Origin of the sequence: Amycolatopsis sp. lyj-90, from assembly GCF_046549035.1 — a bacterium.
Lineage (GTDB): Bacteria > Actinomycetota > Actinomycetes > Mycobacteriales > Pseudonocardiaceae > Amycolatopsis.
The window spans coordinates 558,403-583,754 of sequence record NZ_JAJPWP010000002.1 but is presented as its reverse complement, the minus strand read 5'-3'; the positions used below and the strand labels follow the sequence as shown (position 1 = coordinate 583,754).

General features: G+C 68.1%; 18 protein-coding genes. 11 read left to right on the top strand and 7 right to left on the bottom strand.

Features of this window, described 5'->3' with window-relative positions; translation table 11 throughout:
* Positions 1 to 172: 172 nt before the first annotated feature.
* From ACLJPX_RS08390 to ACLJPX_RS08380, 3 genes are all read right to left on the bottom strand, one after another.
* A complete protein-coding gene (locus ACLJPX_RS08390) occupies positions 173 to 865 on the bottom strand; it encodes a hypothetical protein (RefSeq protein WP_410599530.1) in 693 nt (230 codons plus the stop codon).
* Between the two features lie 116 nt (positions 866 to 981).
* Positions 982 to 2,385 (bottom strand): FG-GAP repeat domain-containing protein, encoded by a 1,404-nt coding sequence (locus ACLJPX_RS08385; RefSeq protein WP_410599529.1) that lies wholly within the window; start codon positions 2,383 to 2,385, stop codon positions 982 to 984.
* A 70-nt stretch (positions 2,386 to 2,455) separates the two neighbouring features.
* Positions 2,456 to 3,778, bottom strand: a complete 1,323-nt coding sequence (locus tag ACLJPX_RS08380; RefSeq protein WP_410599528.1) for an FG-GAP repeat domain-containing protein — start codon at positions 3,776 to 3,778, stop codon at positions 2,456 to 2,458.
* Between the two features lie 850 nt (positions 3,779 to 4,628).
* Here ACLJPX_RS08380 and ACLJPX_RS08375 point away from each other — a divergent pair.
* Both ACLJPX_RS08375 and pip read left to right on the top strand, forming a co-directional pair.
* Positions 4,629 to 5,582 carry a helix-turn-helix domain-containing protein gene (locus tag ACLJPX_RS08375; protein WP_410599527.1) on the top strand — a complete coding sequence of 318 codons (954 nt, stop codon included), beginning with the start codon at positions 4,629 to 4,631 and terminating at the stop codon, positions 5,580 to 5,582.
* Between the two features lie 69 nt (positions 5,583 to 5,651).
* A complete protein-coding gene (gene pip / locus ACLJPX_RS08370) occupies positions 5,652 to 6,593 on the top strand; it encodes a prolyl aminopeptidase (RefSeq protein ID WP_410599526.1) in 942 nt (313 codons plus the stop codon).
* A 27-nt stretch (positions 6,594 to 6,620) separates the two neighbouring features.
* Here pip and ACLJPX_RS08365 read toward each other — a convergent pair whose 3' ends face one another.
* Positions 6,621 to 9,233 carry an AAA family ATPase gene (locus tag ACLJPX_RS08365; RefSeq protein ID WP_410599525.1) on the bottom strand — a complete coding sequence of 871 codons (2,613 nt, stop codon included), beginning with the start codon at positions 9,231 to 9,233 and terminating at the stop codon, positions 6,621 to 6,623.
* A 103-nt stretch (positions 9,234 to 9,336) separates the two neighbouring features.
* Between ACLJPX_RS08365 and ACLJPX_RS08360 the strand changes: the two genes are divergently transcribed.
* The gene (locus ACLJPX_RS08360; RefSeq protein ID WP_410599524.1) at positions 9,337 to 10,410 is read left to right on the top strand and encodes an alkene reductase; all 1,074 of its coding nucleotides are present in this window, start codon (positions 9,337 to 9,339) and stop codon (positions 10,408 to 10,410) included.
* Positions 10,407 to 11,567, top strand: coding sequence for an MFS transporter (locus ACLJPX_RS08355; RefSeq protein ID WP_410599523.1), 1,161 nt, complete (start codon positions 10,407 to 10,409; stop codon positions 11,565 to 11,567). Before ACLJPX_RS08360 ends, ACLJPX_RS08355 begins: the two co-directional genes overlap by 4 nt.
* Positions 11,568 to 11,779: 212 nt before the next feature.
* Here ACLJPX_RS08355 and ACLJPX_RS08350 read toward each other — a convergent pair whose 3' ends face one another.
* On the bottom strand, positions 11,780 to 12,199 hold the full coding sequence (locus tag ACLJPX_RS08350; protein ID WP_101609146.1) for a histone-like nucleoid-structuring protein Lsr2: 420 nt from the start codon (positions 12,197 to 12,199) through the stop codon (positions 11,780 to 11,782).
* A 160-nt stretch (positions 12,200 to 12,359) separates the two neighbouring features.
* Here ACLJPX_RS08350 and ACLJPX_RS08345 point away from each other — a divergent pair, with 160 nt between their 5' ends.
* The 4 genes from ACLJPX_RS08345 (at position 12,360) to ACLJPX_RS08330 (ending at position 18,676) form a co-directional block, all read left to right on the top strand.
* Positions 12,360 to 13,607: an FAD-dependent monooxygenase gene (locus ACLJPX_RS08345; protein ID WP_410599522.1), complete on the top strand. Its 1,248-nt coding sequence runs from the start codon at positions 12,360 to 12,362 to the stop codon at positions 13,605 to 13,607.
* Positions 13,608 to 13,665: 58 nt separating this feature from the next.
* Positions 13,666 to 16,341: an AAA family ATPase gene (locus ACLJPX_RS08340; protein ID WP_410599521.1), complete on the top strand. Its 2,676-nt coding sequence runs from the start codon at positions 13,666 to 13,668 to the stop codon at positions 16,339 to 16,341.
* Positions 16,342 to 16,444: 103 nt separating this feature from the next.
* Positions 16,445 to 16,960 carry an SRPBCC family protein gene (locus ACLJPX_RS08335; protein WP_410599520.1) on the top strand — a complete coding sequence of 172 codons (516 nt, stop codon included), beginning with the start codon at positions 16,445 to 16,447 and terminating at the stop codon, positions 16,958 to 16,960.
* Between the two features lie 468 nt (positions 16,961 to 17,428).
* Positions 17,429 to 18,676, top strand: coding sequence for a DUF222 domain-containing protein (locus ACLJPX_RS08330; protein WP_410599519.1), 1,248 nt, complete (start codon positions 17,429 to 17,431; stop codon positions 18,674 to 18,676).
* A 203-nt stretch (positions 18,677 to 18,879) separates the two neighbouring features.
* Here ACLJPX_RS08330 and ACLJPX_RS08325 read toward each other — a convergent pair whose 3' ends face one another.
* Complete coding sequence (locus tag ACLJPX_RS08325) at positions 18,880 to 19,656, bottom strand: S1 family peptidase (RefSeq protein WP_410599518.1); 777 nt, start codon at positions 19,654 to 19,656, stop codon at positions 18,880 to 18,882.
* Positions 19,657 to 19,912: 256 nt separating this feature from the next.
* On the opposite strand from ACLJPX_RS08325, the gene ACLJPX_RS08320 reads away from it, so the two are divergent.
* From ACLJPX_RS08320 to ACLJPX_RS08310, 3 genes are all read left to right on the top strand, one after another.
* Positions 19,913 to 20,455 carry a hypothetical protein gene (locus ACLJPX_RS08320; RefSeq protein ID WP_410599517.1) on the top strand — a complete coding sequence of 181 codons (543 nt, stop codon included), beginning with the start codon at positions 19,913 to 19,915 and terminating at the stop codon, positions 20,453 to 20,455.
* A 394-nt stretch (positions 20,456 to 20,849) separates the two neighbouring features.
* Positions 20,850 to 22,745, top strand: coding sequence for an FAD/NAD(P)-binding protein (locus ACLJPX_RS08315; RefSeq protein ID WP_410599516.1), 1,896 nt, complete (start codon positions 20,850 to 20,852; stop codon positions 22,743 to 22,745).
* Entirely contained in the window at positions 22,742 to 24,106 is a 1,365-nt protein-coding gene (locus tag ACLJPX_RS08310) for an adenylosuccinate lyase family protein (protein WP_410599515.1), read from the top strand. The genes ACLJPX_RS08315 and ACLJPX_RS08310 overlap by 4 nt, the downstream gene beginning before the upstream one ends.
* Before the next feature lies 1 nt (position 24,107).
* On the opposite strand, the gene ACLJPX_RS08305 is transcribed toward ACLJPX_RS08310, so the two are convergent.
* Positions 24,108 to 25,337, bottom strand: a complete 1,230-nt coding sequence (locus ACLJPX_RS08305; protein ID WP_410599514.1) for a protein kinase domain-containing protein — start codon at positions 25,335 to 25,337, stop codon at positions 24,108 to 24,110.
* Positions 25,338 to 25,352 lie beyond the last annotated feature (15 nt).

The window sequence follows — 25,352 nt, the reverse complement described above, 5'->3', positions numbered from 1 at the left end:
GTCCACAGGCCGATAGCTACCGTGCTCGATCCGGCAGGAAGTCACCGTGCGGTAGCTATCGGCTTGCAGGGTCCGCGTGACGGATGGCGTTGCCACTTCGACGACGGCACCTCGGCGGCAACGTCGGAAATATCCGAGATTCCTGAATAGGCACCTTGCCCCGTGCGAACCGTTAGCAGCGTTGCGCGGTCAATGTACCTTTGAGGTATTTCGCTCGGACGAATCCGACCACCCTGTTGAGAGGATTCTGGTTGAGTACCAGATTCCAAGTCCCATCCGGCGAATCACTGTTCGTGAGATAGCAGATATTCGCCAGAATATCCCGTTTCGGCCACTGTTGATTCGCATGACCTTCATTGCACGCCACCGTGGGACATTGAAAGAGAGAAAGGTTCGGGATGTCCGACGTAACGCCGACCCCGACCGTGTTGCAATTCTGTCTTATGAGCGTACCTTGGAGGTAATATGACCGGACGATTCCGACCACCTCGTTGATCGGGTTATGGTCGAGCACCAGGTGCCAAGCCGTCTCCGGTGAGTTGACGTTCGTGAAGTAGCAGATGTCCGCCAGGTCATCCCGGATCGGCCACTGCTGATTCGCATGACCTTCATTGCACCCAGTCGTGACACATTGAAAGAGAGAAAGATTGGGGATGTCCGATGTCACGCCGAACCCGACGCCCTCTGCTCCCGCAGGAGAAGAATGCACTTGTCCTTTCTCGCTTCCGGTGACACGCAGAGTTGGCGCCACGGGGTCAGCCTGCGCGGCAGCCACTACGGGCCCAGCACCTCCAGTCATGACCAGGAACACCGAAAGCAAGGTCAGGACTCTTCTTGACATGGTCGACACGACCACTCCCTTCATGGAGGATACTCCTGCCTGTAGAACTTGAATGCTTCCCTGGCAGTACGGTGCCGGCTCGAAGCTCATCGGCGGCCCTTGAGGAACCTTCTGGTTCCGAAGTCACTTGACAGAGGCAACTATGCGAAGAGCACGCGGGTTGGTTCCGGGAATCCGGCGCCGAGTGTGGCCGATGGCCCCCAGGGCATGGTCTCGAATCCGAGGGCGTTGTACCAGGCCGTCACGGTGCCGTCGGGTTGAACGGTCACGATCTCCGCTTTTCCGTCGCCGGAGATGTCGGCGAAGAGAACGCGGTTTGGTTCGGTGAATCCGGTTCCCACGGTTTTGGCTGCGCCCCAGGGCATGGTCTCGAATCCCAGGGCGTTGTACCAGGCAGTGATCGTGCCGTCCGGCTGGATGGCCATGATCTCGGCCTTGCCGTCGCCGGACAGGTCGGCGAAGAACACCCGGCTGGGGTCGGTGAATCCGACGCCGATCTTCTTGCTGTCGCCGCCCCACGGCATCTCGGCGAATCCGAGTGCGTTGTACCAGGCGACAATGTCACCGTTCGGCTGCAGGAGGATGATCTCGGCTCTGCCGTCGCCGGACAGGTCGGCGAAGAACACCCGGCTGGGGTCGGTGAATCCGGCGCCGATCTTCTTGCTGTCGCCGCCCCACGGCATCTCGGCGAATCCGAGTGCGTTGTACCAGGCGACAATGTCACCGTTCGGCTGCACACTGATGAATTCCTTGCGGCCATCACCGTCCAGGTCGGCCATCCGCACCGTGTTCGGCGCACCAAGCCCAGTGGCGATCCTCTTGCTGTCCCCGCCCCACGGCGGCTCAGCGAAGCCACGCGCGTTGAACCAAGCCGTTGCAGTGCCATCGCCCTGCAAAGCCACGATCTCCGCCCGGGCATCACCCGACAACGACGAGCCGTGCCGTGTTTCGCCGGTCCACAGCTTGTGGGCGATGATCGTGGCGTCGCCTGCCTCGACGCCGTACTTGTAGCGTAGATCCTCGCGAGGTCGCTGCACGTTCGCGGCGACGTCGCCGATCGGCGCGAAGTTCCACGAGTTCTCGGAATAGAGCCGGACCATCTCCCGCAGGAAATTGCCGGTGGCGATCGCCGGGTTGGTCCGCTCCTCGAAACTTCCCCAGCCGGCGCGCTGTTGGTATAGGCCGACCGAGTCCGCGTCACCGCCGTCGTAGTTCGAGATACTGGTCTCCACGATGACGGTGGCAATCGCGATGGCACCGGCACGCTCGTTGAACTCGCGAGCCTTGACCTCGTCGATGATCGCGCGGGCGCATGACACGCGATATGCGTTCATGTGGCCCCTCATTTTGTTCCCCAGGAGCGGGTTCAGTTCATTGGCGAGGGACGCGTCCGAGGGGGTCGGCCCGCCCGCGACGCAGGGCAGGGCGGTGAGGTCGGCGGCCATTTCGTCGGTCACCGGATCGGCCGCGGCGGGGAAACCAACGCTCATCAAGACCACTGAGACAACTCCGACGAATACTGCTTTGATGTTCAGATAACTCATTTCGGGGCAGCTCCTTGAGAAATTCTTGCCGGCCTGCGGGGCCATACGGATTCGGGGTGAACTCAAGCCGTCAAGAAAAGAGCACGCGGGCAGGTTCCGGGAATCCGGCGCCGAGTGTGGCCGATGGCCCCCAGGGCATGGTCTCGAATCCGAGGGCGTTGTACCAGGCCGTCACGGTGCCGTCGGGTTGAACGGTCACGATCTCCACTTTTCCGTCGCCGGAGATGTCGGCGAAGAGAACGCGGTTTGGTTCGGTGAATCCGGTTCCCACGGTTTTGGCTGCGCCCCAGGGCATGGTCTCGAATCCCAGGGCGTTGTACCAGGCAGTGATCGTGCCGTCCGGCTGAATGCTCATGATCTCGGCCTTGCCATCACCGGACAGGTCGGCGAAACGGATCCGGGCCGGGTCGGAGAATCCGGTCCCGATCGTCTTGCTCGCCCCCCACGGCATAGCCTCGAAACCGAGCGCGTTGTACCAGGCCGTAAGTACGCCGTCCGGCTGCAGGACGATGATCTCGGCCTTGCCGTCGCCGGACAGGTCGGCGAAGAACACCCGGCTGGGGTCGGTGAATCCGGCGCCGATCTTCTTGCTGTCGCCGCCCCACGGCATCTCGGCGAATCCGAGCGCGTTGTACCAGGCGACAATGTCACCGTTCGGCTGCACACTGATGAATTCCTTGCGGCCATCGCCGTCCAGATCGGCCATCCGCACCGTGTTCGGCGCACCAAGCCCAGCAGCGATCCTCTTGCTGTCCCCGCCCCACGGCGGCTCAGCGAAGCCACGCGCGTTGAACCAAGCTGTCGCAGTGCCATCACCCTGCAAAGCCACGATCTCCGCCCGGGCATCACCCGACAACGACGAGCCCGGCGGTCTGGGAGCGTCCTCGAGGATGTTGTTGTAGCGGTATGCCCTGTAGCTGCCGTTGGGCCAGCCGACCAGTGTCGGGTTGTTGATGTTGGTGTGGCCGTGCTGAATCGGCGTCACGCCCCAACTGTAAAAACTGAAGTTGCCGTTGTCGTCATCCCATTTCTCGAAGATAAACGTGTGCCCGACCGGGTATTGCGCGTTGGATCGATTGAGGAAGTCGCCCGGCTTCAGTTCCGTCCGCGAGATCTCGGTCGCATAGGACGGCAACTCGCCCGTGCTGGGACTGTGAGCCAGATGCAGCGCCATGGACACGTAGCCGGAACAGTCATGGCGGTAGGAACCGTCACCGCTGGGGCCGGTCGAAAACGCGTTCTGGTCGTATGGGCCGGGATTGTGGTCGTACCAGGCCTTCGCCCGGCTGATGACCTCGGCCCGGCTGATCGGACCGCCCAGGGTCGACGTCGTCTCGGCTGCCATGCCGGGCGAAGCCGTCACGATGCCCCACGCTACTACCAGCAGGGCCACGACGGACACTACCGCAGGCCTTTTTCGCAATCTCATATAGTTCCCCTAGGGTGATATCCACTTGACCGCGTTCGATGCGAACAGAAAACCGGATTCACTGCGATACAGGCACTCTGAGGTGTCCGAGACCAATCGTTCATTGATCAGCGGCGGATAATCTGGCGAATCGGACTATGAGCAAGGCGGGGTTGTAACTGTGAAACGGATCAGCCGCCCACGCACGCGCTGTCGACGAAGTTTTCAGGATGCCCTGGAACGATCGGGCGACGACCACCTGCCGGTCCTGCGCCCCTGGACCGGCGAAGCTGAGGCAAGCGCGTCACCTGCGCTGATCGACAGCGCGAGGCACGCTGCGACGTGCACGGATGCGAGTTTTGTCCTACGCATGATGTTGTCCTGGTTCGGTCCCCCTGATTCCGCAAAGCCTCTCCCCAGTGGCACGTTCGAACCGCACGGCAGATCTCACGCCGAGCCGCTTCGGGCACACCCCTTACCCGCCGGCGAGTTGACATCCGTGTCGAGCTGTTGCTCATCGAGCCGAGAACGCGAACCCGAGGTTAGCGACGAACACCGCCCCTTGGATTGGAAAAATGTAAGGTCGCCGATCTTTCGCGCCGGATGCCAGGCCGCTCTTCGCAGCTATGCCGGTGTCATGGTCTCTCTCTCTGCGCAATGGTACATCTGGGCGCATCTGAACCGGCTAATGTCGTATCAGGCTTCACCGCCATGAATCTCGGCTGCCTCTTTTCGGTTCATTCACGGTCAGGAGGCTTCGCCGGGAGCGCATGTCCTGCCATGCTCTGTCCGCGCCACGATGTCGCACAGCATCGCCGGAACTGGGGGAACAGCAGTGGAGGAGACTCCGTCGTCCGACGACGAGTTCTGGAAGTCCCGGTCACCGGATCGCCGGCTGGCGCGCTGGGTCAGTTTCTACCTGGCTTTCCAGCGAATCGCACCGGCGCCGGAGACGCGGACCGTGGCGGCGCTGAACTCGGTCGTGGTGGTCATCGATCTGGACACACCGGTTCGGCATCCGGTGGCCGGATCACCGCTGGAAAAGGCTTCCCCTGTGGTCGGGCTGTCGACCAAGCCGATGGTCTACACACGAGCGGGCCGGGAGCGGGGGGTCATCATCGAGTTGACCCCGCTGGGCGCCCGAGCGCTCTTCGGCCTGCCACTGCGGGAAATCGGCCAAACCAGCGTGGGTCTCGACGATCTCCTGGGCGCACGAGCCAGATTTCTCTGGGAAGAACTGCAGGAGGCCCGGGATTCGAACCACCGGTTCCGGATCCTCGACCGCCGGTTGTCGAGCTGGCTCCTGGACGAACCGGAACTACCGAACTCGCTCGACCGCAGCTGGTGCAACCTGACGATATCGGGCGGTGCCGTCAAGATCGACGACCTCGCGGAACGGGCAGGCCTGAGCCGGCAACATCTGGCCACTCGCTTCCACCGGGAGATCGGGCTACCGCCGAAAGCCGTCGGACGGATAGCCCGATGCCACTACGCCATCCGGCTCCTGACAGGCACCAACCCGCCATCACTACCCGCGCTCGCCGCCCAATGCGGATACACCGACCAGGCGCACCTCAACCGCGACTTTCGCCTGCTCGTCGGTTCCACCCCGACAGCCCTGCGGAGCCCCGGGACCACGACCGACCTCCACATTGGCAGCCTCATCAGCCTGCGCCCCACGCCGCCGACCGGCACGAACCTGGAAGCAGGACGCCCTCTCTCCTGGTCCGAACCACAGCCGCCATCCAGAAGTACCTCACGGTCCGCCGCGGCCGGACCACCGGACTGAGCGAGACGGCGCCTTCGAGTCGCAGGAGCTTGCGTACGACGACCGCGCCGTATGCCCGACGATAGGCTCATGTATCCGGAGATCGAGCCCCACGCGTCAGGCCACCTGGACACCGGTGACGGCAACCACGTGTACTGGGAGGAATGCGGAAACCCCGGCGGTAAGCCTGTGGTGTTCCTGCACGGAGGCCCCGGCGGCGGCTGTTCACCGTCGCATCGCCGGCTGTTCGACCCGTCCGCCTATCGGATCGTCCTGTTCGACCAGCGCGGGTGCGGGCGGTCGCTGCCGCACGCTTCGGCGTCGGGCGATCTTTCGTCGAACACGACTTGGCATCTCGTCGACGACATCGAGCGCTTGCGGGAGTCGCTGGGCATCTCGCGGTGGCAGGTGTTCGGCGGGTCCTGGGGGTCGACGCTGGCGTTGGCGTACGCCGAGAAGCACCCGGAGCGCGTGGCGGAGCTGGTGCTGCGCGGGGTCTTCACGCTGCGTTCGTCCGAAGTGAGCTGGTACTACCGGGGCGGCACGGCGCACGTCTTCCCGGACTTGTGGGAGAAGTTCACGGCGCCGATCGCCGGGCTCGACGGCGATCCCGTCGAGCTGTACGCGAAGCTGCTCGCCGACCCCGACCCCGAGGTGCACGGGCCTGCCGCTGTCGCGTGGAGTACCTGGGAGGCCGCTACGACGACGCTGCTTCCCCGGCCCGAAATGGTGGCGGAATTCGCCGAGCCGGACTACGCGCTGGCGTTCGCGCGGATCGAGAACCACTACTTCGTGCACAACGGGTGGCTCGAGGAGGGGCAGCTGATCCGGGACGCGGACGCCTTGAAGGACGTTCCCGGCGTGATCGTGCAGGGACGGTACGACCTCGCCACGCCCGCGATTTCCGCGTGGGACCTGCACAAGGCGTGGCCGGAGTCGGAACTGGTGATCGTGCCGGGTGCCGGGCACGTGTACGACGAGCCCGGCATCCTGGCCGCGTTGCTGGAGGCGACGGATCGGTTCCGTGACTAGCTCATCCGGGATTGCCGCACAGCCAGGTCAGCACACTTGGCCGAGGTCCAATCGCGACAGCTCCCGGCGCGTCCGCACGCCGAGTTTCGGGAACGCCCGGTAGAGGTGGTGCTCGACGGTACGCGGGCTGAGGAACAACTGTGCGGCGATCTCACGGCTCGTACCGCCGTCCGCGGCCAGCCGGACGACCTGGAGTTCTTGTGGGGTGAGGCGGTCCAGCAGATTCTCGGCGGTGGGTTCGGCGGCCGGGCCGGAGTCGCCCGTGGCCTCGAGCTCGATCGACGCGCGATCGGCCCACGGTTTCGCGTGCAGCCGCGAGAAGATCTCCAGTGCCGAGCGCAGCGGAACGCGTGCGTCACTGCGGCGTCTGGCCCGGCGCAGCCATTCGCCGTAGAGCAGTTCCGTGCGTGCTCGTTCGAAGGGGCGCTCGCCGGGTGTGTGCCTTTCCAGTGCGCGTAGGTAAAGCGCTTCGTCGTCACCCAGAACGGCGCGGCAGCGCGCCGCCACGGCCTGGGCCCACGGCTGTCCGCCCGCCGTCGCCCACGCTTCGAATCGATGGAACGCGGGTTCGGCCCGGCCCGGATCGCCCAGGCGCACCGCCGCCTCCAGCTGGTCTGCGGCCGCCGTGATCACCACCGTCGTGTACGCGAGTGGTCCGCGCTGCACGGTCTCCAGGCGGTCCAAAGTGGACTGATAACGGCCGAGGCCGAGGTCGAGCAGTGCGAGCGCGGCGGTGCTCGCCGCACCGCCGGCGTCCGGTGTCGCTTCTGCCAGCTCCTGGCAGCGCCGCTCGTCACCTTCGATCGCCGCCATCCGCGCCATCACGGCGTTCAGCCGCGGTAGCCGCCGGTGCGACCCGGTGTCGCGGGAGATCCGCGCCGCTTCGGCCACCGACGCGGCGGCGTCCTGGTGCAGTCCGGCCGAAATCTGCGCGCCCGCGAGGTCATGCAGTACCTGGGGGAGTACGCCGATCAGCCCGTCACGTCGGCAGCGGGCCACCTCTGCGGACGCGAGTTCCCTGGTGGTGGTGTCGTCGCCGAGGATCATCGCGCTGTAGGTCCAGGCGAGATCGGAGCTCGGAGCGCGCCCGACGAACTCGGCCAGCAGCGGCAATCCGGTCGCGAAGTCGTCGTCCACCAGGCAGGCCATGCCCCGTACCAGCGGATCGGTGCCGTCCAGCGCGTCGTTCGCGGCGCGCACGGTTTCCCGGTCGCCGGAGAACCAGGCGTACCGGGCACCGGTGCGCACCATCGCCACCGCATCGGCGGGTTCGGCGGACCGGGCGTGCTCGACGAGCAGACGCGCGGCCGCACGCCCGTCTCCCCGTTCGAACTCCACGGCGGCACGCACCTGCGCCATGCCCGCGCGCGCCTTGGTGTCCTCGGTCAGCGGCTCCGCCTCGCGGACCAGCTCGGCGGCCTGCTCGCCGTGCCCGGCGGCGAGTGCCAACGAGGCCGCCTCTCCCAGCCGTGCCGCTCTCACGCCGGTTTCGGCGGTGAGTTGCGCTGCTTGCCGGTACAACCCGGCGGCCGCGGAAAACGCCGTACGTGCCCGCGCTCGTTCGGCCGAGCCGGCGATCTCGGCGGCGACCCGCTCATCGGGAGCGGTGGTGGCGGCGGCGAGATGCCGGACCCGGCAGTCGGCGTCCGAAGTGGACTCGGCGAGCGCCTGGTGCACCGAGACCCGGCGCGCGAGTACGGCACCCTGGTAGGCGGCCGTGCCGATCAGCGGGTGCCGGAAAGCGATCGTCGTTCCGGTGACATCCAGGAGCCGCGCGGTCTCGGCCTGTTCCAGATCGGCGAGCCCGACGCCCAGCGCCTCGGCGGCACCGAGCAGCGTCGGCAGGTGCCCGCGTCCCTCGGCCGCCGCGAGGAGCATCATCAGCCGGGTCCGCGAGGGCAGCGCGCTGATCTGCGCGCGGAAGCCCGCCAGCACGCGGTCGCCCACCGGCAGCGGTCCGGCGGCGACGTGGTGTTCCCGTTGCGCGGCGGCGAATTCGAGCAGTGCCAGTGGATTGCCCGCCGATTCCGCGAAGATCTGCGACGGCGACGGCGGTGTCAGCCCGCGTTCGGCGAGCAGCCGGCCGGAGTCTGCCGCGTCGAGCCTGGCCGGGCGCAGTTCGGGAAGATCCGGTGCGATGAAACCGGTGTCCCTCGCTCCGAACAGCATCGCGACGCGGTCCGCGGCCAAGCGCCGGGTGGCGAACAGCACCGCGTCGGCGGTCGCGCGATCCAGCCATTGCGCGTCGTCGATCAGGCACAGCACCGGACCGTCGTCGCCGATTTCGGAGAGCAGGGTGAGCACGGCGAGCCCGGTCACGAACCGGTCCTGCCCGCTGGTGCGGCCCGAATCCAGGACAGCGCTCAACGCCTCAGCCTGCGGACCGGGCAGCGCGGCGAGCCGGTCCTGGAGCGGCCACAACAAGTGCACCAGCCCGCCGAACGCCAGGTCGGCCTCGGCTTCGATCCCGGTCACCCGCAGCACGCGCAGTCCGGCCGCGGCCTCGTCCGCCCAGTCCAGCAATGCGGACTTCCCGATGCCCGCCTCACCTCGCACCACCAGCGAGCCGCTGCGTCCGCCGCGAGCCGCCGCGAGCAGCGCTTCGATCGCGGCCTGCTCGTCGGCCCTGCCGTACAACACGCCAGCCTCCGTAACCGCGGGGAGGTACGTAGGCCGAACCCCAGTACCCGGTACCGAAACCTTACCGATTCGGCGGCCGCTCGCCCGGACGAAGGTTCACCGCATGAACGTTCTGCTGACCCCGCACTCCACGGGCACCCTGCCACTGCCGAACCGCCTGGTCATGGCGCCGATGACGCGCAGCCGCGCGACAGGCGGCCGGGTGACCGGGCTGACCGCCGAGTACTACGCGCAGCGCGCCGGAGCCGGCCTGATCGTCACGGAAGGTACACAGCCGAGCATCATCGGTCAGGGCTATATCGACACTCCCGGCCTGCACACACCGGAGCAGGCCGCCGCGTGGCGCGTGGTCACCGACGCCGTGCACTCGCGCGGCGGACGGATCTTCGTCCAGCTGATGCACTCCGGCCGGATCGGGCACCCGTACCTCTACCCGGACGGTGCCCTGCCGCTGGCGCCGTCGGCGATCGCGTCGGGCGAAAAGCTGTACGTCCCGGGTGATCTGCTCGACCATCCGGAACCGCGGGAAATGACGCTGGCGGACATCGCCCGATCCGTGGACGATTTCGTCGCCGCCGCGCGGCTGGCGATGGAGGCCGGATTCGACGGTGTCGAACTGCACGGCGCCAGCGGCTACCTGATCCACCAGTTCCTCGCCGGCAACACCAACCGGCGCACCGATGCCTACGGTGGCCCGCTCGCGAACCGCCTCCGGTTCGCGGTGGAGGTGGCGCGGGCGGTCGGCGACGCGATCGGCCCGGAGCGCACCGGCATCCGGCTGTCACCCGGCTCGACCCTCAACGGCATACGAGAGAGCGACACCGAACAGCTGTATCCCGCGCTCATCCGCGCCCTCGTCCCGGCAGGACTGGCGTACGTGCACATCTCCGAGTCCGGCACGCGGGACATCACCAAGCTCATCCGCGCCGAGTGGCCCGGCACTCTCATCCTCAACCCGCACCCGACGGGCGAGGAACCGGCGAGCGCGGCTGACGGCGCGGACGCGTTGCGCGACGACGTCGCCGACGCGATCAGCCTCGGCCAGCTATGGCTGGCCAACCCGGACCTACCCGCGCGGATCGCCACCGGTGGCCCGTTCACCGCGGCCGATCCCTCGACGTTCTACGGCGGCGACCACCGCGGCTACACCGACTACCCCACCATGGACGGGCGATGAGCGCCCGGATTTCGGCGCCGTGGCTGGCTTTGCTGGCCGGCCCGCTGTCGTTCGGCATCGCCGGCCCGTTGCTGATCCTGCCGGACGCGGCCGCGGCCCTCGGTACCGGAATCGCCACGGTGACGTGGATCGTGACGGCGTTCGGCTGGGGTATCGCCGTCGGCACGCCGCTGCTCGCCGGTCTGCAGAGCCATCGCGGCGTCCGGACCGCGTTGCTCACCTGCGCCGCGCTGGTGCTGACGGGTGCCATCGCGGTGGCGACCGTTCCGTGGCTGCCGGCGCTCATCGCCGGTAGCGCCCTGCAGGGGCTCGGTACCGCCGGCTTCACCACGATGGCCATGAGCCTCGCCGGGTCGGCGCGGGCGATGGGCCTGGTCACCTCCTCGCTGGCGGTGGTCGGCTCGGCGTCGCCGTTGATCGCCGATCTGGTCGGCGACGCGCTCGGCTGGCAGCTGGCGCTGGCACTGCCCGCAGTCAGCTTGCTCGGCGTACCCGCGGCCCTGCGGCCAGGTCGAAACGTGACGCCCGCCGAGCCGTCACGTTTCGACCTGGCAGGCGCGATTCTCGTGACCGCGATGGTCACCGCCTTGGTGCTCGTGCCGCATTTCCGGCTGCCCGCGGCCATCACGGTCGCCGTCATCGCGGTCCTGCTGGCCGGGCACCTGCGGGCGCGGCCGGACGGGTTCGTGCCCGCCGCGCTTTTGCGAACGCCGGTCTTCCTGATCGCGGCCGGGCTCGCGTTCGCGCTGGCGGTGGCCAACTTCGGGTTGGTGTACGTGCTGCCGCGGCTGCTGACCGAGCAGACCGGCTGGACCAGTGGCGAGGTCGGGCTCGCCATCCTGTGGCCGCTGCTGTTCGGCGGGCTGATGTCCTATGTGGTCGTCGCGGTGACGGCGAAAGCCCCGTTCCGGGCGGTGGCGGTGCTGTTCCCGGCGCTCGCCGCCCTCGCGCTGGTACTCGCCGGGGTGAGTGTTTCCCCTGCCGTACTGCTGATCGCGCAGGCATTGACTTCGCTCGCGGCGGCCTCGGGTCAGGGTGTCTACGCGGTGCGTGCCGGGGACGCGGCCGGGTCGCATCGCGCGGCGGGGATGGGCTTGTTCAACCTCGCCTATCTGCTGGGGGCGGCGTTCGGTCCGGCACTGGCCGCGCTTCTCTGAAGGCCGGTTCGCGGAAATCTCCGTGCGGCTCGCCACGGCGGCGGTTTACCCTGAGGGAATGGCGGAACTTCTCCGACGTCGAGACCGGACCGATGGGGTACGGCCCTACTGCGCTGAAAGTCCATTATGGACTCGGATCCGGGGCTTACATCATCGCTCGTCCCTTTCCCGGCAGTGACGGGGAAGGGACGAGCGACGTGATCTTGCCGAGGTCAGGCCTTCTTGCGAGGTGCACGCTTGCGCTTGGCGGGAGCCTCTTCGGCGACCGGTTCGACGGGGGCCGACTCGGCGTTGTCGAACGCTTCGTAGATGTCGTTGGGAATACGGCCGCGTTCGGCGATCGGGTAGCCGTTGGCGGTGGCCCAGGCACGGACCTGCTGGTTGCGTTCGCGGTCGGTGGGCTTCGCCGTACCACTGACCACGGTGGACTGTCCGGTCGCGACCTTCACTTTGCGTCCGCCGATTCGCCTGCTGGCGTCGATGAAGCGCTCGAGCTCGTCGCGCAGGGTGCCTGCGTTGTCGTCGGAGAGGTCGATCTCGTAGGTGACGCCGTCGAGTGCGAAGGGCACTGTCTGGGTGGCTTCGCCACCGTCGATGTCGTCGACGATCTGAACGGATACCTTTTGTACCATCGAGAGTGCCTTCCGCTAGGTCATTTCACGCCGGTTCGGATTGGCGCAGTGCCAATGAGTCTAGCCGTCGTTCACCGCGCGGTGCCTGGCGAGCCTGCGCGGCCACAAAATCGGTGTATTCGTATAAGGGCGCCACCTTCGTCTCGGTGTCTCTCGTGAAGTGGAAAGGCAGGCTGTCATTTCGGTTCCGACCCGCCCTCGCGTCCTGATCGTCGGACTGGGGGTCAGCGGTATCGCCACGGCGCTCCGGCTGCACGAGATCGGCTGGCAGCCGGTGATCGTGGAGCGAGCCGCCGGCCGGCGCACCAACGGTTACTTCGTCGGCTTGTTCGGCGCGGGCAAGTCCGCCGCGCGGCGGATGGGAATACTCGGCGGCCTGCGCGATCGGGCGTCCGGCGGCGCGCACGTCGAACTCGACCGCGGCGGCCGCAGATCGCCGGGAATGGGTTTCCGGGATCTGCCGGGCACCCCCTGGCTCATGCTCCGCGGCGACATCGAGCAGGCGGCCTACGCCGCGCTGCCCGCCGAAGTCGAGATCCGGTTCTCCACGGTTCCGGTGGCGATCGCCCAGGACGCCGGTGGGGTGGACGTCGAACTGCGGTCGACGACCACCGGGACCTCGGTGACCGAGCGCTTCGACCTCGTCGTGGGGGCGGACGGACTGCGATCCGCGGTGCGATCACTCGCTTTCGGGCCCGATCGGCGCTACCTGCGACGGCTCGGGCACATGCTGGTCGCGTACGAATTCCCCGGCGTCCCCGAAGGTCTCGCCCGCGGGGAAGGGGCCACGATGATCGAACTGGGCCGATCCGTCTGGGTCTTCGCCTTCGAGGACCGGGACCCGACCATCCTGCTGTCCTACCGCAGCGACGACATCGACGCCGAGTTCACCCGGCCCTGTGCCGAGCGGGTGCGGGAGGTCTTCGGCCCCGAGCCGTTCGGGGCGACGCTGGGCAGTGTGCTGGCCGCGCTCGAATCGGCCGGCGACGTCCTGTTCGACTCCGCCGAACAGGTCCGCATGGACCGCTGGTCGAACGGGCGGGTCGTGCTCGTCGGCGACTCGGCCTGGTGCGCGACGGCCTACGCGGGCACCGGGGTGTCCGCCGGTCTGGCGGGCGCGGACCTGCTGGCCACCTTTCTCCAGGAACGGCCGGACGACGTCGGCGGAGCCTTGCGCCGGTGGGAAGAAGCGTTGCGTCCCTACATCGAACGTTACCTGCGGACAGGGCTTGGCCAGCGCGGCTTTTTCACTCCTGGCAACCAGCGTGAAGCGCGTCGGCGCAAAGTGATCACGCGGCTCGTCACCGCGCCGGTCCTCGGGCCCGCGGTGCTCCGCCTCAGCTCACACACCCCCAGCGCGAAGCTGAAGGACACCGACATCGTCGAGACGATCACCCGCCGCCGGTGACGATTGCCCGCCTGTGCCGATGCCCTGGTGCGACGGCGTCACCCTTAGGGTTCACCCCATGCCCACGACGTCCCGATCCCTCGTCGGAAGGCGCGACGAGATCACGGCACTCCTCGCCCTCGTCCGCGCGGCGGAACAAGGTGAGGGCGGTGTGCTCGTCCTCCGCGGTGAACCGGGGATCGGCAAGAGCGCGTTGCTGGAGCACGTCGAACACGCGGCGCCGGAGCGGTTCCGGATCATCCGTGCGTCCGGGGCGGAGTTCGAGGGTGAACTGCCGTTCGCGGCACTGCACCAGCTGTGCGTTCCGGTGCTGGCGCACCTCGAAACGCTGTCCGCGCCCTACCGTGACGCTCTTTCCGTCGCGTTCGGCTTGGCGGATGGCGCGCCGGATCCGTTCCGCGTCGGCCTCGCCACGCTGGAACTGCTCGCGGCCGCCGCGGCGGAACGTCCGGTGCTGTGCGTCGTCGATGACGCCCATTGGCTGGACGCCGCCTCGGTGAAGGCGTTGACGTTCCTGGCGAGGCGCGTCGCGGCGGAGCCGATCGCGATGGTGTTCGCGGCCCGCGACCAGGACGCCGTTCACGGGCTGGACGATCTGCCGGGGTTGACGATCAGCGGCCTGACCGACGCGAACGCGCGCGCGTTGCTGGCCGAAGAGAAGACCGCGACGCTCGACGAACGGGTGCAGGACCGCCTTCTCGCCGAGGCACGCGGGAACCCGCTCGCCCTGATCGAGCTGCCGAAGGCGGGTGGCTTCGCGTTGCCGACGCCGTCGCCGGTCGCGAGCCGGATCGAGCGGAGTTTCCGGACCCGGATGACGGAACTGCCTCCGGACGCGCGGCTGCTGCTCCTTCTCGCGAGCGCGGATCCCACTGGCGACCCGGGACTGCTGTGGACGGCCGCGCGGCTGCTGGGCATCGACGTGCCCGCCGCGAGTGCCGCCGCCGAAGCGTCCGGGTTGGTGCGGTTCGACACGCGTGCGCGCTTCTGCCATCCGCTGGCCCGCTCGGCCACCTACCGCGCGGCCGAGCCGGAGCGGCGCGTCGCGGCGCACCGGGCGCTGGCCGACGCCACCGACCCGGTCGCCGCCCCGGACCGGCATGCCTGGCACCGGGCGCAGGCCACCACCGGACCGGACGAGGAGGTCGCGGCGGAACTGGAGTCGTCGGCGTCGCGCGCGCAGGCGCGTGGTGGCGTCGCGGCCGCCGCCGCGTTCCTCGAACGCGCCGCCGCGTTGTCGCTGGACCCCGGCAAGCAGACCGAGCGCACACTCGCGGCCGCGCGGGCGACGCTCGCGGCGGGCCGGGCGACCGCGTCGGCGGACCTGGTGGCCAGTATCGACACCGAAACGCTGGACGACGTCCGGCACGCCGAGGCGGACCTCCTGCGCGGGCAGGTCGCGTTCGTCCAGGGCGCGGACGGGGCCGTCAAGGGACCGGAACTCATCCTGCGGGCGGCGCAGCGGCTCGCCGCCGTCGATCCGGCACGGTCACGCGAATGCTTCGTGGCGGCGCTGGAGATGGGGCTGGCCGTCGGACGGGCCGCGGGAGTGATGGACCGGGTGCTCGACGCGGCCCGTTCGGCACCGCCGTCGCCGGGCCCTCCGGATCTCCTCGACGCGCTGGTGCTGTTGAACACCGAGGGACACCGTGCCGGGGTGCCCGCGCTCCGGCGGGTGCTCACCGGCGAAGACGCCGACTGGACCAGGGTGCCCGCGCTGGCCACGGTGCTCGCGGGCGAACTGTGGGACCTCGACCTGCACACGTCGGTCGTCGAGTGGCTGGTGCGGACCGGGCAGGAGACGGGGTCCCCGATGGCCATCCGGCTCGGCCTGTCACAGGTGGCCGTGTCCGCGGTCCTCCTCGGCGACTTCGGGCGGGCGATCGACGCGGTCGCCGAGGAGGAGGCCATCGCCGACGCTCTCGGCGACCCGCCACAGTTCTATCCGAGAGTGCACCTCGCCGCGATGCGCGGCCGCCGTCAGGAAGTGCTCGATCTGTTCGCCGAGGTGACGATCCGGGGCAGCGGCCAGCTCACCGCGAACGCGCACTGGGCGACGGCCGTGCTGTACAACGGCCTCGCCGAATACCCGGCCGCGCTGGAAGCGGCCACGCGAGCCGTGGCGGGCAACGACCTCTTCCTCACCGGGATAGCGCTGCCCGAACTGGTGGAGGCCGCTGTCCGATGTGGTGAGAACTCCGTCGCAGGGTCGGCGCTCGAGTCCCTGGCCGAGCGCACGGAACCCGCGGGAACCCGCTTCGCCCTCGGTGTGGCGGCAGGCGCGCGGGCGCTGGTCAGCGACAGGGAAGACGACTACCGGGAGGCACTCGAGCACCTGACGGGTAGCTCGCTGACCCCGCATCTCGCACGGGCACACCTGCGGTACGGGGAGTGGTTACGCCGGGCGGGCCGCCGTCGCGACGCACGCGAACACCTGCGTACCGCGCACGAACAGTTGTCGGAGATCGGGCTGGAGGCGTTCGCCAAGCGGGCCGCGGACGAGCTGCGCGCGACCGGGGAAGTGGCCCGTAGCCGTTCCGAGCACACCTATGACCGCCTGACCATGCAGGAGACGCACATCGCGCGCCAGGTCGCGGCGGGCGCGACGACGAAAGAGGTGGCCGGGCGCCTGTTTCTCAGCCCCCGCACGGTGGACGCCCACTTGCGCAACATCTTCCGCAAGCTCGGTATCACCTCACGCAGGCAGCTCAAGGACATGTCCGAACTCGGGTGACACGGCTTAGGTGACTTCTGCCGACGCGAACGGCGCCGGAGCCGCGCGACGATGGTCGCAGACACGCGGAGCCTGCCGCTCCGGTCCTCGGAAAGGTCTGCGAATGATCACCGGAATCGACGTCAAAGCACCCGTGGTGGTGCGCTGCGACACCGTCGTCGACGCGCCGCTGCGGTGCGTGTGGCGGCTGCTCACCGAGGTGTCCTCGTGGCCGGACTGGCAACCCGACATCAGCGCCGCGGCGGCCGATCGTCCACTTCGGACGGACAGCGCGATCCGGTGGAGCACGGCGGGGCTCGACATCGAGTCCACCGTGTACCAGCTACGGACCCCGGACCGGATCCTCTGGGGCGGAACCGCCGGCGGAATCACCGGCATCCACCTGTGGACGTTCGAGGTGATCGGGTCCTCGGTGCGCGTCCACACCGAGGAGTCATGGGACGGAGACCCCGTGCTCGCCGACGTCGACGGCATGCGGGCCGCGCTCGGCGACTCCCTCGCCGCCTGGCTCGGCCACCTCAGGAAGGCCGCGGAGCGCTGCTTCTCCGGCAGGTCTACCGCCTCCCCTCCTTGCGGATCCGATAGCGCCACAGCCCGGCGAGCCCCAGCCACATCATGATCGCCTGGGGCATCGCGTCGAACAGAAGCTTCGGCTCGAAAACCCAGTGATGAAGCGCTATGCGGACGGCAAGGCCGACACCGAAGAACAAGGGAAGGACGACCAGCAGGAACGGCCACCACACCAGTGTCCGGACATACCCACGCTTCGTGATCTTCTCGACATCCATCCCAACCCCCGGTCAGTCGGTGCACGGCCGCACACCGAGAGGAGTACCGCCGCGGCGGGTTCGCGAAACAGCGCGATTTGGCGCGGGCACGCCGGCCGCCGAGTTCGCAGTTCGCCGAGCAGTCATCCGTTTGCTGCGCACTCGGGAGACTCGAGATCGCGCGGACTCCTTCGCTCAAGCATGCTCGCGACGTGTGATCGAGTGACTTTGCCGAATCCCTCTTTAGTGGTGAATGCGCGGTCTGCTTGTTGCCTAAAATTACGAACACATGTTCGATAGATGTGCGGTATTATTGTGGTGTGTCCGAGACCTTTATTCCCGAGTTGCCGCAGGAGTTGTGGCGCGCTGGCAAGCTGGAGCTTGCTCATGGCGTGCAGCAGTTCTTGCAGGTGATGCGGGTGGCGTCCGCGGGTTTGGGGCGGTATTTGGCGGAGATTGATTCTCGGGGCGCGAAAGACTTATACGGTTATGGGACGACGTTGGCGTGGTTCGCCGATATCGCCGGACTGAGCCAGGGCGAGGCGCGGCCGTATGTGAAGCGTGCCATCGATCTGAATCCGACGCGCGCTTTGGATGGCTCGGAGATCCCGGCCTTCGCACCGGCGACCGCTGTTGCGGCGGCGGAGGGTGCGATCGGTGAGGAGCGGATCAAGCAGATCGTGGAGATCCTGCGGAAAATCCCGGCCGAGGTATCGGTGGAGGATCGGGAGCACGCGGAGACAACCCTCGCCGACCTCGCCCGAAAGGCCGGACCCCAGCAGATATCGGACCTCGGAGACCAACTGCTGGGCTGGCTCGACCCCGACGGCAAAGAACCCAAAGACCCCGAACCCGCCCAGCCCCGTCGCGAGCTGACCCTGGAGCGCCGCAAAGACGGCTACTGGAAACTGAACGGACTCCTCGACGACGAGTCAGGGGCCCGGACCGCCGCGGCACTCGAGGCTTACGCCGCACCCCGTCCGATCGACGAGTTCGGTCAGGCCGATCTGCGGACCAAGGCCGAGCGCCAGGGTGACGCCTGGGCTGAGCTCGTGGACTTGGCGATCGCGTGCCCGGATCAACCGGGGACGAGCGGCTATCGGACGTTGATTCATGTGACGATCGGTCTCGACGAGTTGAAGTCCGGTCTGGGCACGGCGTGTGTGGACTTCGTCGGAAAGATGACCGCCCGCGAGGCGCGGATGGCGGCCTGCGACTGCCTCATGCTCCCGGTGGTGATGAACGCGGCCGGTGAGCCGCTGGACGTGGGACGACTGAGACGGTTCGTCACCCCAGGGCAGCGCCGAGCCTTGAACATCCGTGATCGAGGCTGCGCGTTCCCGGGCTGTCATCGCACGCCGAAGAACTGCCACGCCCACCACATTCATCACTGGGCAGACGGCGGGCCGACAGATCTCCGGAATCTGGTGTTGCTGTGCGGCTTTCATCACCGGTTGATTCATCACGGTGACTGGGAAGTCCGGATGGCGGCGGATGGGTTGCCGGAGTTCATCCCACCCCAGTATCTGGACCCGTTACGAAGATCCCGGCGCAACACCCGCGTGTGACCCGAGGAGCCCGCCAGCCACACCGGCGACGGGCCCCTCGCCATGCCCATGCCACCCAAACCCGCGCATACGCCAGGTCCAAGCCTGTCGTGAGTGGCGATTCGGGCTATTGAGCAGAAGGGTAAACGTGTCGTGTTGCGAACACGACTTTCACCACACCGCCACCGAGGGGTGGCACGAGCACGGCACCTTTGACTTACCTGTCAAGGTAACGACGTCTCCCACGCGGTCACCGCGCCACCTGTCACCTGGTCGATCCAGGTCCGATAGCCGGGAACGCTGTTGTAGATTCCGGGACCGTTGAGGCAGTTGCTGCTGTTGTTGCCGGATCGGCTGGTGGCGCCGGTCAGCTCACCGCCCAAAATGGACGGTCCCCCGGAATCGCCGTAGCAGGCACTGGTTCCGGGTGCGCCCTGGAAGCAGATTTCCTTGCCTCGCTTGAAATCGGCGGTACACCTGGAGTCCGCGACGGTGGTGGTGTCCACCTCGCGAAGCTGTGGCGACGCGCCACCGCAACCGGGGGTGCCGCACGTCTGACCGTGTCCGATCAGCTTGTTGACGGTGCCGACGGCCGGGCTGGAGGCCGCGATCTTGATCGGCCTGGCAGTGGCCGCTCTCGACAACTTCACCACGGCGATGTCGTTCGCGCCGAGGGTCGCGCTTGCCGCGGTGATGAGCTCGCCGCCGGAGCCGGTGTTGACCGAGCCGATCCGAGCCGAGAAACCGCCACCGGTGGAGCCCTGGACGCAGTGCTTCGCCGTGACGAGCCATTGCGGGGCGATCAGCGACGCCCCGCAGAAATGGCGGCCATTGCGTTGCAGGGACGCGAAGAACGAGTAAGGAGTGGTGACGACCTTGCCGCCGATGATGAAGGGTTCGATCGGCGGTCCGGCCGGTGATTCGGCCACAGCCGCGGGACCGGTGAAGAGTGACCCGGCAATGAGGGCGGCGGCGATCATGGACATACGTCGGATCCACATGATTTTTGGGCCTCCTGCAGCGAAAGGGGAGTCCAGCATGGGACGGGGTTCGGTGGTGTCAGATCGATCTACACCCGACCGTAGTGCTCTGTCGAGTATCCGGTACCCCCATTGGTACTGAATCGGACATACCATCGGCGGGTAAGGCGAAGGGCGGCTGGGCGACGCTATGAGCCGGGCGAGTGCGTCCTGGGAGAAGAGACCGACGCTCTGAGTCTGTCGCGCGTGATGCCGCTGATCCCCACATACTCGAGTGGTGGGACGTGGAGCGATGGTCAAGCAGGTGCGGCGGTGGCTGTTGTTCGTCCATGTCGCGGTGTCGGTCGGCTGGATGGGGGCAGGCGCGGCGAATGTGGTGCTCGCGATGACCGCCGGGTACACGGCGCCCGGCGAGATCCAGCGAGTCTGTTATCTCATGATCGAACGGATCGACGACGTCGTCGTCATCCCCGCCGCGTTCGCCGCCCTGGTCACCGGAATCGCGTTGTGCCTGGTGAGTCCGTGGGGCGTGGCAAGGTATTGGTGGGTACTGATCAAGCTGGTGCTGACCGTGGCGGTCATCGTCTACAGCACCTTCGGGCTGGGGGTGTGGGTCGAACTCGGCGTCCAGGCGGGCCGTGAGGGTGTCGAGAGCTCCGCCGCCGGTCAGCTCGCCTACGGCGCGATGCTGAACATCGTCGCCTTCCTGTTCATGACGTGGTTGTCGGTGGCCAAACCCTGGGGGAAGACCCCGTGGGCGTCCAAGCCGAGCCGAGTGCGGAGAACTTCGGTGCCTTCCATTGACCCGAAAGTCCCGTAGCGCCGAGTGTTGCGGTGACAGCCTGGGGCGGTGCGCGAAGAAATGCCGAAACGAGAGCGCGCCGAAAACGTGAACTCGGCTCGATAGTCGCGTCGATGCGGCCAGTCGCCGTAACAGGTCTCAGTGCCGGGGGAGCAAGGTATTCATTTTGTGCAAAATTGAGTGCCGCGCCGGTAAACATTGTTCTACAACGGTATTTAGTCACGTGATCGCCAAGGCGGCTTCGCTACACTCGTGGTCGTATCGCGGCGAAACTGCTTATCACGGGGGACGGGCAAATGCTGGGCTTGGGTGGATCGGAACAAGCCGGCTCCGGCGAGGGGTTCGGTGCCCGGGCCGCGGATAGGCCCGACGAAGTCAGGTACGTCCGCGTCACTTCCGGCGGGGCCAGAGCGTGACCGCGCGGGAGGTCGCGGTCGTCGGCGTCGGTCCCCGTGGCCTTTCCGTGCTGGAACGCTTGTGTGCCAACGAGCGTGTGAGACCCTCGGCCGCCAGGGTCGTCGTGCACGTCCTCGATGCGGCACAGCCCGGCGCCGGCGCGGTCTGGCGTACCGGGCAGCAACGGCACCTGCTGACGAACACGGTGGCGTCGCAGATCACGGTCTACTCCGACGCGGCCTCGAGGATCGAGGGGCCCATCGAAGAAGGGCCGAGCCTGTACGAATGGGCCGCCGGGCTCGCGTTGCTGGGCGACGACGGGCACGATGCGCCGACTCTGGCCGAAATCCGGGCGCTGGGACCGGATTCCTATCCGACTCGCGCGCTGTGCGGGGAGTACTTCGCGGCCTGCTTCCGCCGGATCCGGGACAACGCGCCGGCGCATGTCGAGATCCGGGTGCACCACGCGCGGGTGGTGGCGCTGATCGACGTACATGGTCATTCCGGTGGCCCGCAGGGACTCCGGCTGGAAGACGAGACGTGGCTGGACCGGCTCGACGCCGTCGTGCTGGCCCAAGGACATCTCCCCGCGAGACTCACGGCGAACGAGGAACGCACCGCGAGCCTCGCACGCGTGCACGGGCTGACCTACCTGACGCCGGTCAACCCGGCCGACACGGACCTCGACGGCATCGCGGGCGGGCAGCCGGTTCTGGTGCGTGGCCTCGGCTTGTGTTTCTTCGACTACCAGGCCTTGTTCACCCTCGGGCGTGGTGGCCGGTTCGAGCGCGACGGCGGCAGGCTGGTGTACCGGCCGAGCGGTCTCGAGCCGATCTTGTACGCGAGTTCCCGCCGCGGCTTGCCCTATCACTCCAGGGGCGAGAACGAGAAGGGCGCACACGGCCGGTACTTTCCCCGACTGCTGACGGCGGCGCACGTGGCCACGTTGCGCTCGGGCGCGCCCGCCTCGTTCGTCCAGGACCTGTGGCCGCTCATCGCGCGCGAGGTGGAGACCGTCTACTACGAGGCTTTGCTCGCTCGCCGCCGCCGGGACGGCACTCGGTTCGCCGCGCGGTATCTGGCCTGTGAAGATCCCGCCAAAGTTCTGGACGCCTTCGGTATCCCGGCCGCGGACCGGTGGAACTGGGACGTGATCGCCGGTTCGCCCCGGAACCTGGAGTTCGCCGATCGCGCCGAGTTCCGCACCTGGCTGCTGAAGCACCTCGCCGAGGACGTCCGGCAGGCCCAGCTCGGCAATGTCAGCGGTCCGCTCAAGGCCGCTCTCGACGTGCTGAGGGACCTGCGCAACGAAGTCCGCCTGGCCGTCGATCACGGCGGTTTGCGAGGAAGCTCGCACCGGGACGAGCTGGAACGCTGGTACACCCCGTTGAACGCCTTCCTTTCGATCGGGCCCCCGCCGCGCCGGATAGAAGAGATGATCGCGCTGATCGAGGCGGGTCTCCTGGAACTGACCGGTCCGGACACGCGGATCAGGATCGACGCGCGCGACCGGTCGTTCGTCGCCGACTCGGCGACCGTGTCGGGGCCGCCGGTGCGGGCGAAGGTCCTGATCGAGGCGAGGCTGCCCGAGCCGGATCTCCGCCGCACCACCGATCCTTTGCTCCGGCACCTGTTCGATACCGGTGCCTGCGCGAGCCATCGCGTCGGCGGTTACGAAACCGGGGGACTGGCCGTCACCACGCGGCCGTACCGGCTCATCGACGCGAGCGGGTGTGCGCATCCGCGTCGGTTCGCCTACGGCGTACCGACCGAAGGGGTGCACTGGGTCACCGCGGCCGGGATCCGGCCAGGCGTGGACTCGGTGACCATCGCGGACGCGGACGCGATCGCTCGCGCGGTGCAAACCCTGGCCGTCGCCGAGCGGCCCGAAGTCGCGGAGGTGGTGGTATGACCGAGGACGCCGGACTTCTTTCGCCAGTGCGCGCGGGCACGCCGATCGAGACCGTGGTCAGTGACGCGGCCTGGCTGCAAGCCATGCTCGACGCCGAAGCCGCGCTCGTCCGAGCGCAGGCGAACCTCTCTCTCGCGCCCCGCGAAGCCGCCGAGGTCATCACCGCCGCCGCGCGCGCCGAACGGCTCGATCTACGAGCTTTGTCTCTGCAAGCAAGGGAAAGTGCGAATCCCGTGGTCGGACTCGTCCGCGAGTTCACGCGCGTGGTGGCCGCCATCGATCCGGCCGCGGCGGAGTACGTGCATCGTGGCTCGACCAGCCAGGACATCTTCGACACGGCCGCGATGCTGATAGCCCGACGCGCGTTGCGGCTGGTGCGCTCGGACCTGGCGGTCCTGACGGAGACGTTGTCCGGCCTGGCCGAACGCCATCGCGACACCGCGCTCGCCGGCCGGACCCTCGCGCTGCACGCCGTCCCCACGACCTTCGGGCTCAAGGCCGCGGGCTGGCGGCAGCTGCTGCTGGACGCGGACAGCCGGGTGGCCACCGTGCTCGGCTCGTTGCCGATATCACTCGGTGGCGCGGCCGGGACCCTGGCCGGGTACCTCGAATACGGTGCGGAGCCGGACAGCTTGCTCGAGGCGTTCGCCGTGGAGACCGGTCTCAGCGTGCCGGTGCTGCCTTGGCACACCCTTCGCACCCCGATCGCGGACCTCGCCGGGGTGCTGGCGCAGTGCGCGGGAGCGCTCGGCAAATTCGCTGTCGACGTGCAGTCGCTGACTCGCACCGAGGTCGGCGAGGTCACCGAGCCGCACGTGCCGGGCCGCGGTGCCTCCTCCGCCATGCCCCAGAAGCGCAACCCGGTGCTGGCGACCCTCATCCGCAGCGCGTCCTTGCAGGTTCCGGCACTGGCCGCGGTGCTGACCCAGTGCATGCTCACCGAGGACGAGCGCTCGGCGGGCGCTTGGCACGCGGAATGGACTCCGCTGCGGGAATGCCTGCGGCTGACCGGCGGAGCCGCGCACACCGCGGTGGAACTCGCGCGGGGACTGGTCGTCCGCCCGGAACGCATGCGCGCCAACCTCGCACTGACCGGCGCGAACATCGTGACCGAACGGCTCGTCGCCACCTTCGCCCAGGTGTGGGGGAAGACCACGGCCAAGGATCTCGTCACCGGCGCCATGGAGGCGGCCGAACGGAACGGCACCGCCCTGGCCACCGAACTCGCCACGCTCCCGGAGATCACCGGCAGGTTCGGCGAAGTCGACCTCACCCGCCTCTGCGACCCCGCCACCTACACCGGTGCCGCCGCTTGGCTCGTCACCCGCGCCACTCGGCAGGCGCATCCCCGGCCCAGCTGATTCACCGTCGGCACGTCGCACCCCGGATCGGGCGCGGCTCGCTTTCCCGGACCGCTTCGCCGTCGGTGATCTGGATCAGGAAGCAGTACTTCCGGCCGGGTTCGACGGCCACGGTCGTCGTGCGCTGCCGTCGGACGAACGTGGTCTTCGCTTCTCCCGTTTCACCGGCGACCACGACGGCCGAGTCGTATCCGTCCGGTGCGCGCCACGCGAGATCGACCGTCGAGCCGTGATCGATCGGCGTGGCCAGTTCGACCTGGGACGCGGCCTTCACAGTGGAGGCCGACGTGGGCGGAGCGGGGGTGGACAGGGGCGCCGGGGCCGGAAGTGACCGTGGTTCGGGGTCGCCGGAGCCGGGCGAGAGCGCCCACGTGGTGAAGCCGGCCGCGACCACGACGCCGGCCGTGACCGCCGTCCACAGGGATCTCTTCCGGGGCTCGGGCGCCGTGTCCGCCGCGGGTTCGATGGTGACGACCGGAACGCCCTCGATACCCGACGCCACGGGAACGGGTTCATCCACGTCCACAGTGGACACTTTGGGGAGAGAGGTGAGGATCTCTTCGACCAATGCGGCGTCGGGCGGGCGGGCGGCCGGATCCTTCACGAGGAGGTTCTCGACGAGGGCCAGCAGATCGATCGGCGCGTCCTCGCGGTGGAGCGGCCGGGAGCCGGGTGGTTCGCCGGTCAGCGCCAGATGCAGCACCGCACCGAGTCCGTAAAGGTCCGAGGAACGGCTGTCCGTCCCTTCCGGGGCGAGAAACTCCCGCGCATGCCGGGGATCCCGGACGAACACGGGGCGAAGGGTGCGCTCGAAGTCGTTGATCACGGGCTCGCCCGACGCGCGGAACAGGACGTTGGAGGGGGTGAGCCTGCCGTGGACGATCCCGGCTTCGTGGGCGGTGGCGAGGGTCGAAGCGATCGCGGTGCCGAGAACGAGGACGTCGTCCGTCGACAGCGGTCCGGCCGCCGCGACCAGGTCCGCGAGCGACCCGGTGCAGAGTTCGCCGCGAAGGGCGCACCGGCCGTCGGCCAGTTCCACGACCGTATCGGGCACCAAGAGCTGACCGTCCAAAGCGGACAGCCGGTCCAGTTCCCGCTCCAGCCGTAGCCGGGTCCGCCGGAACAGCCTGCCGGAGAAGACCTTGAGCGCGACATCGCCCTCGTCCGACGGCACCGCGAAGACGACGCCTGCCGAGCCGCCGCCCAGCGCTTCGCCGTCTTCCGGTCGCATCGTCCCAGCGTAGAG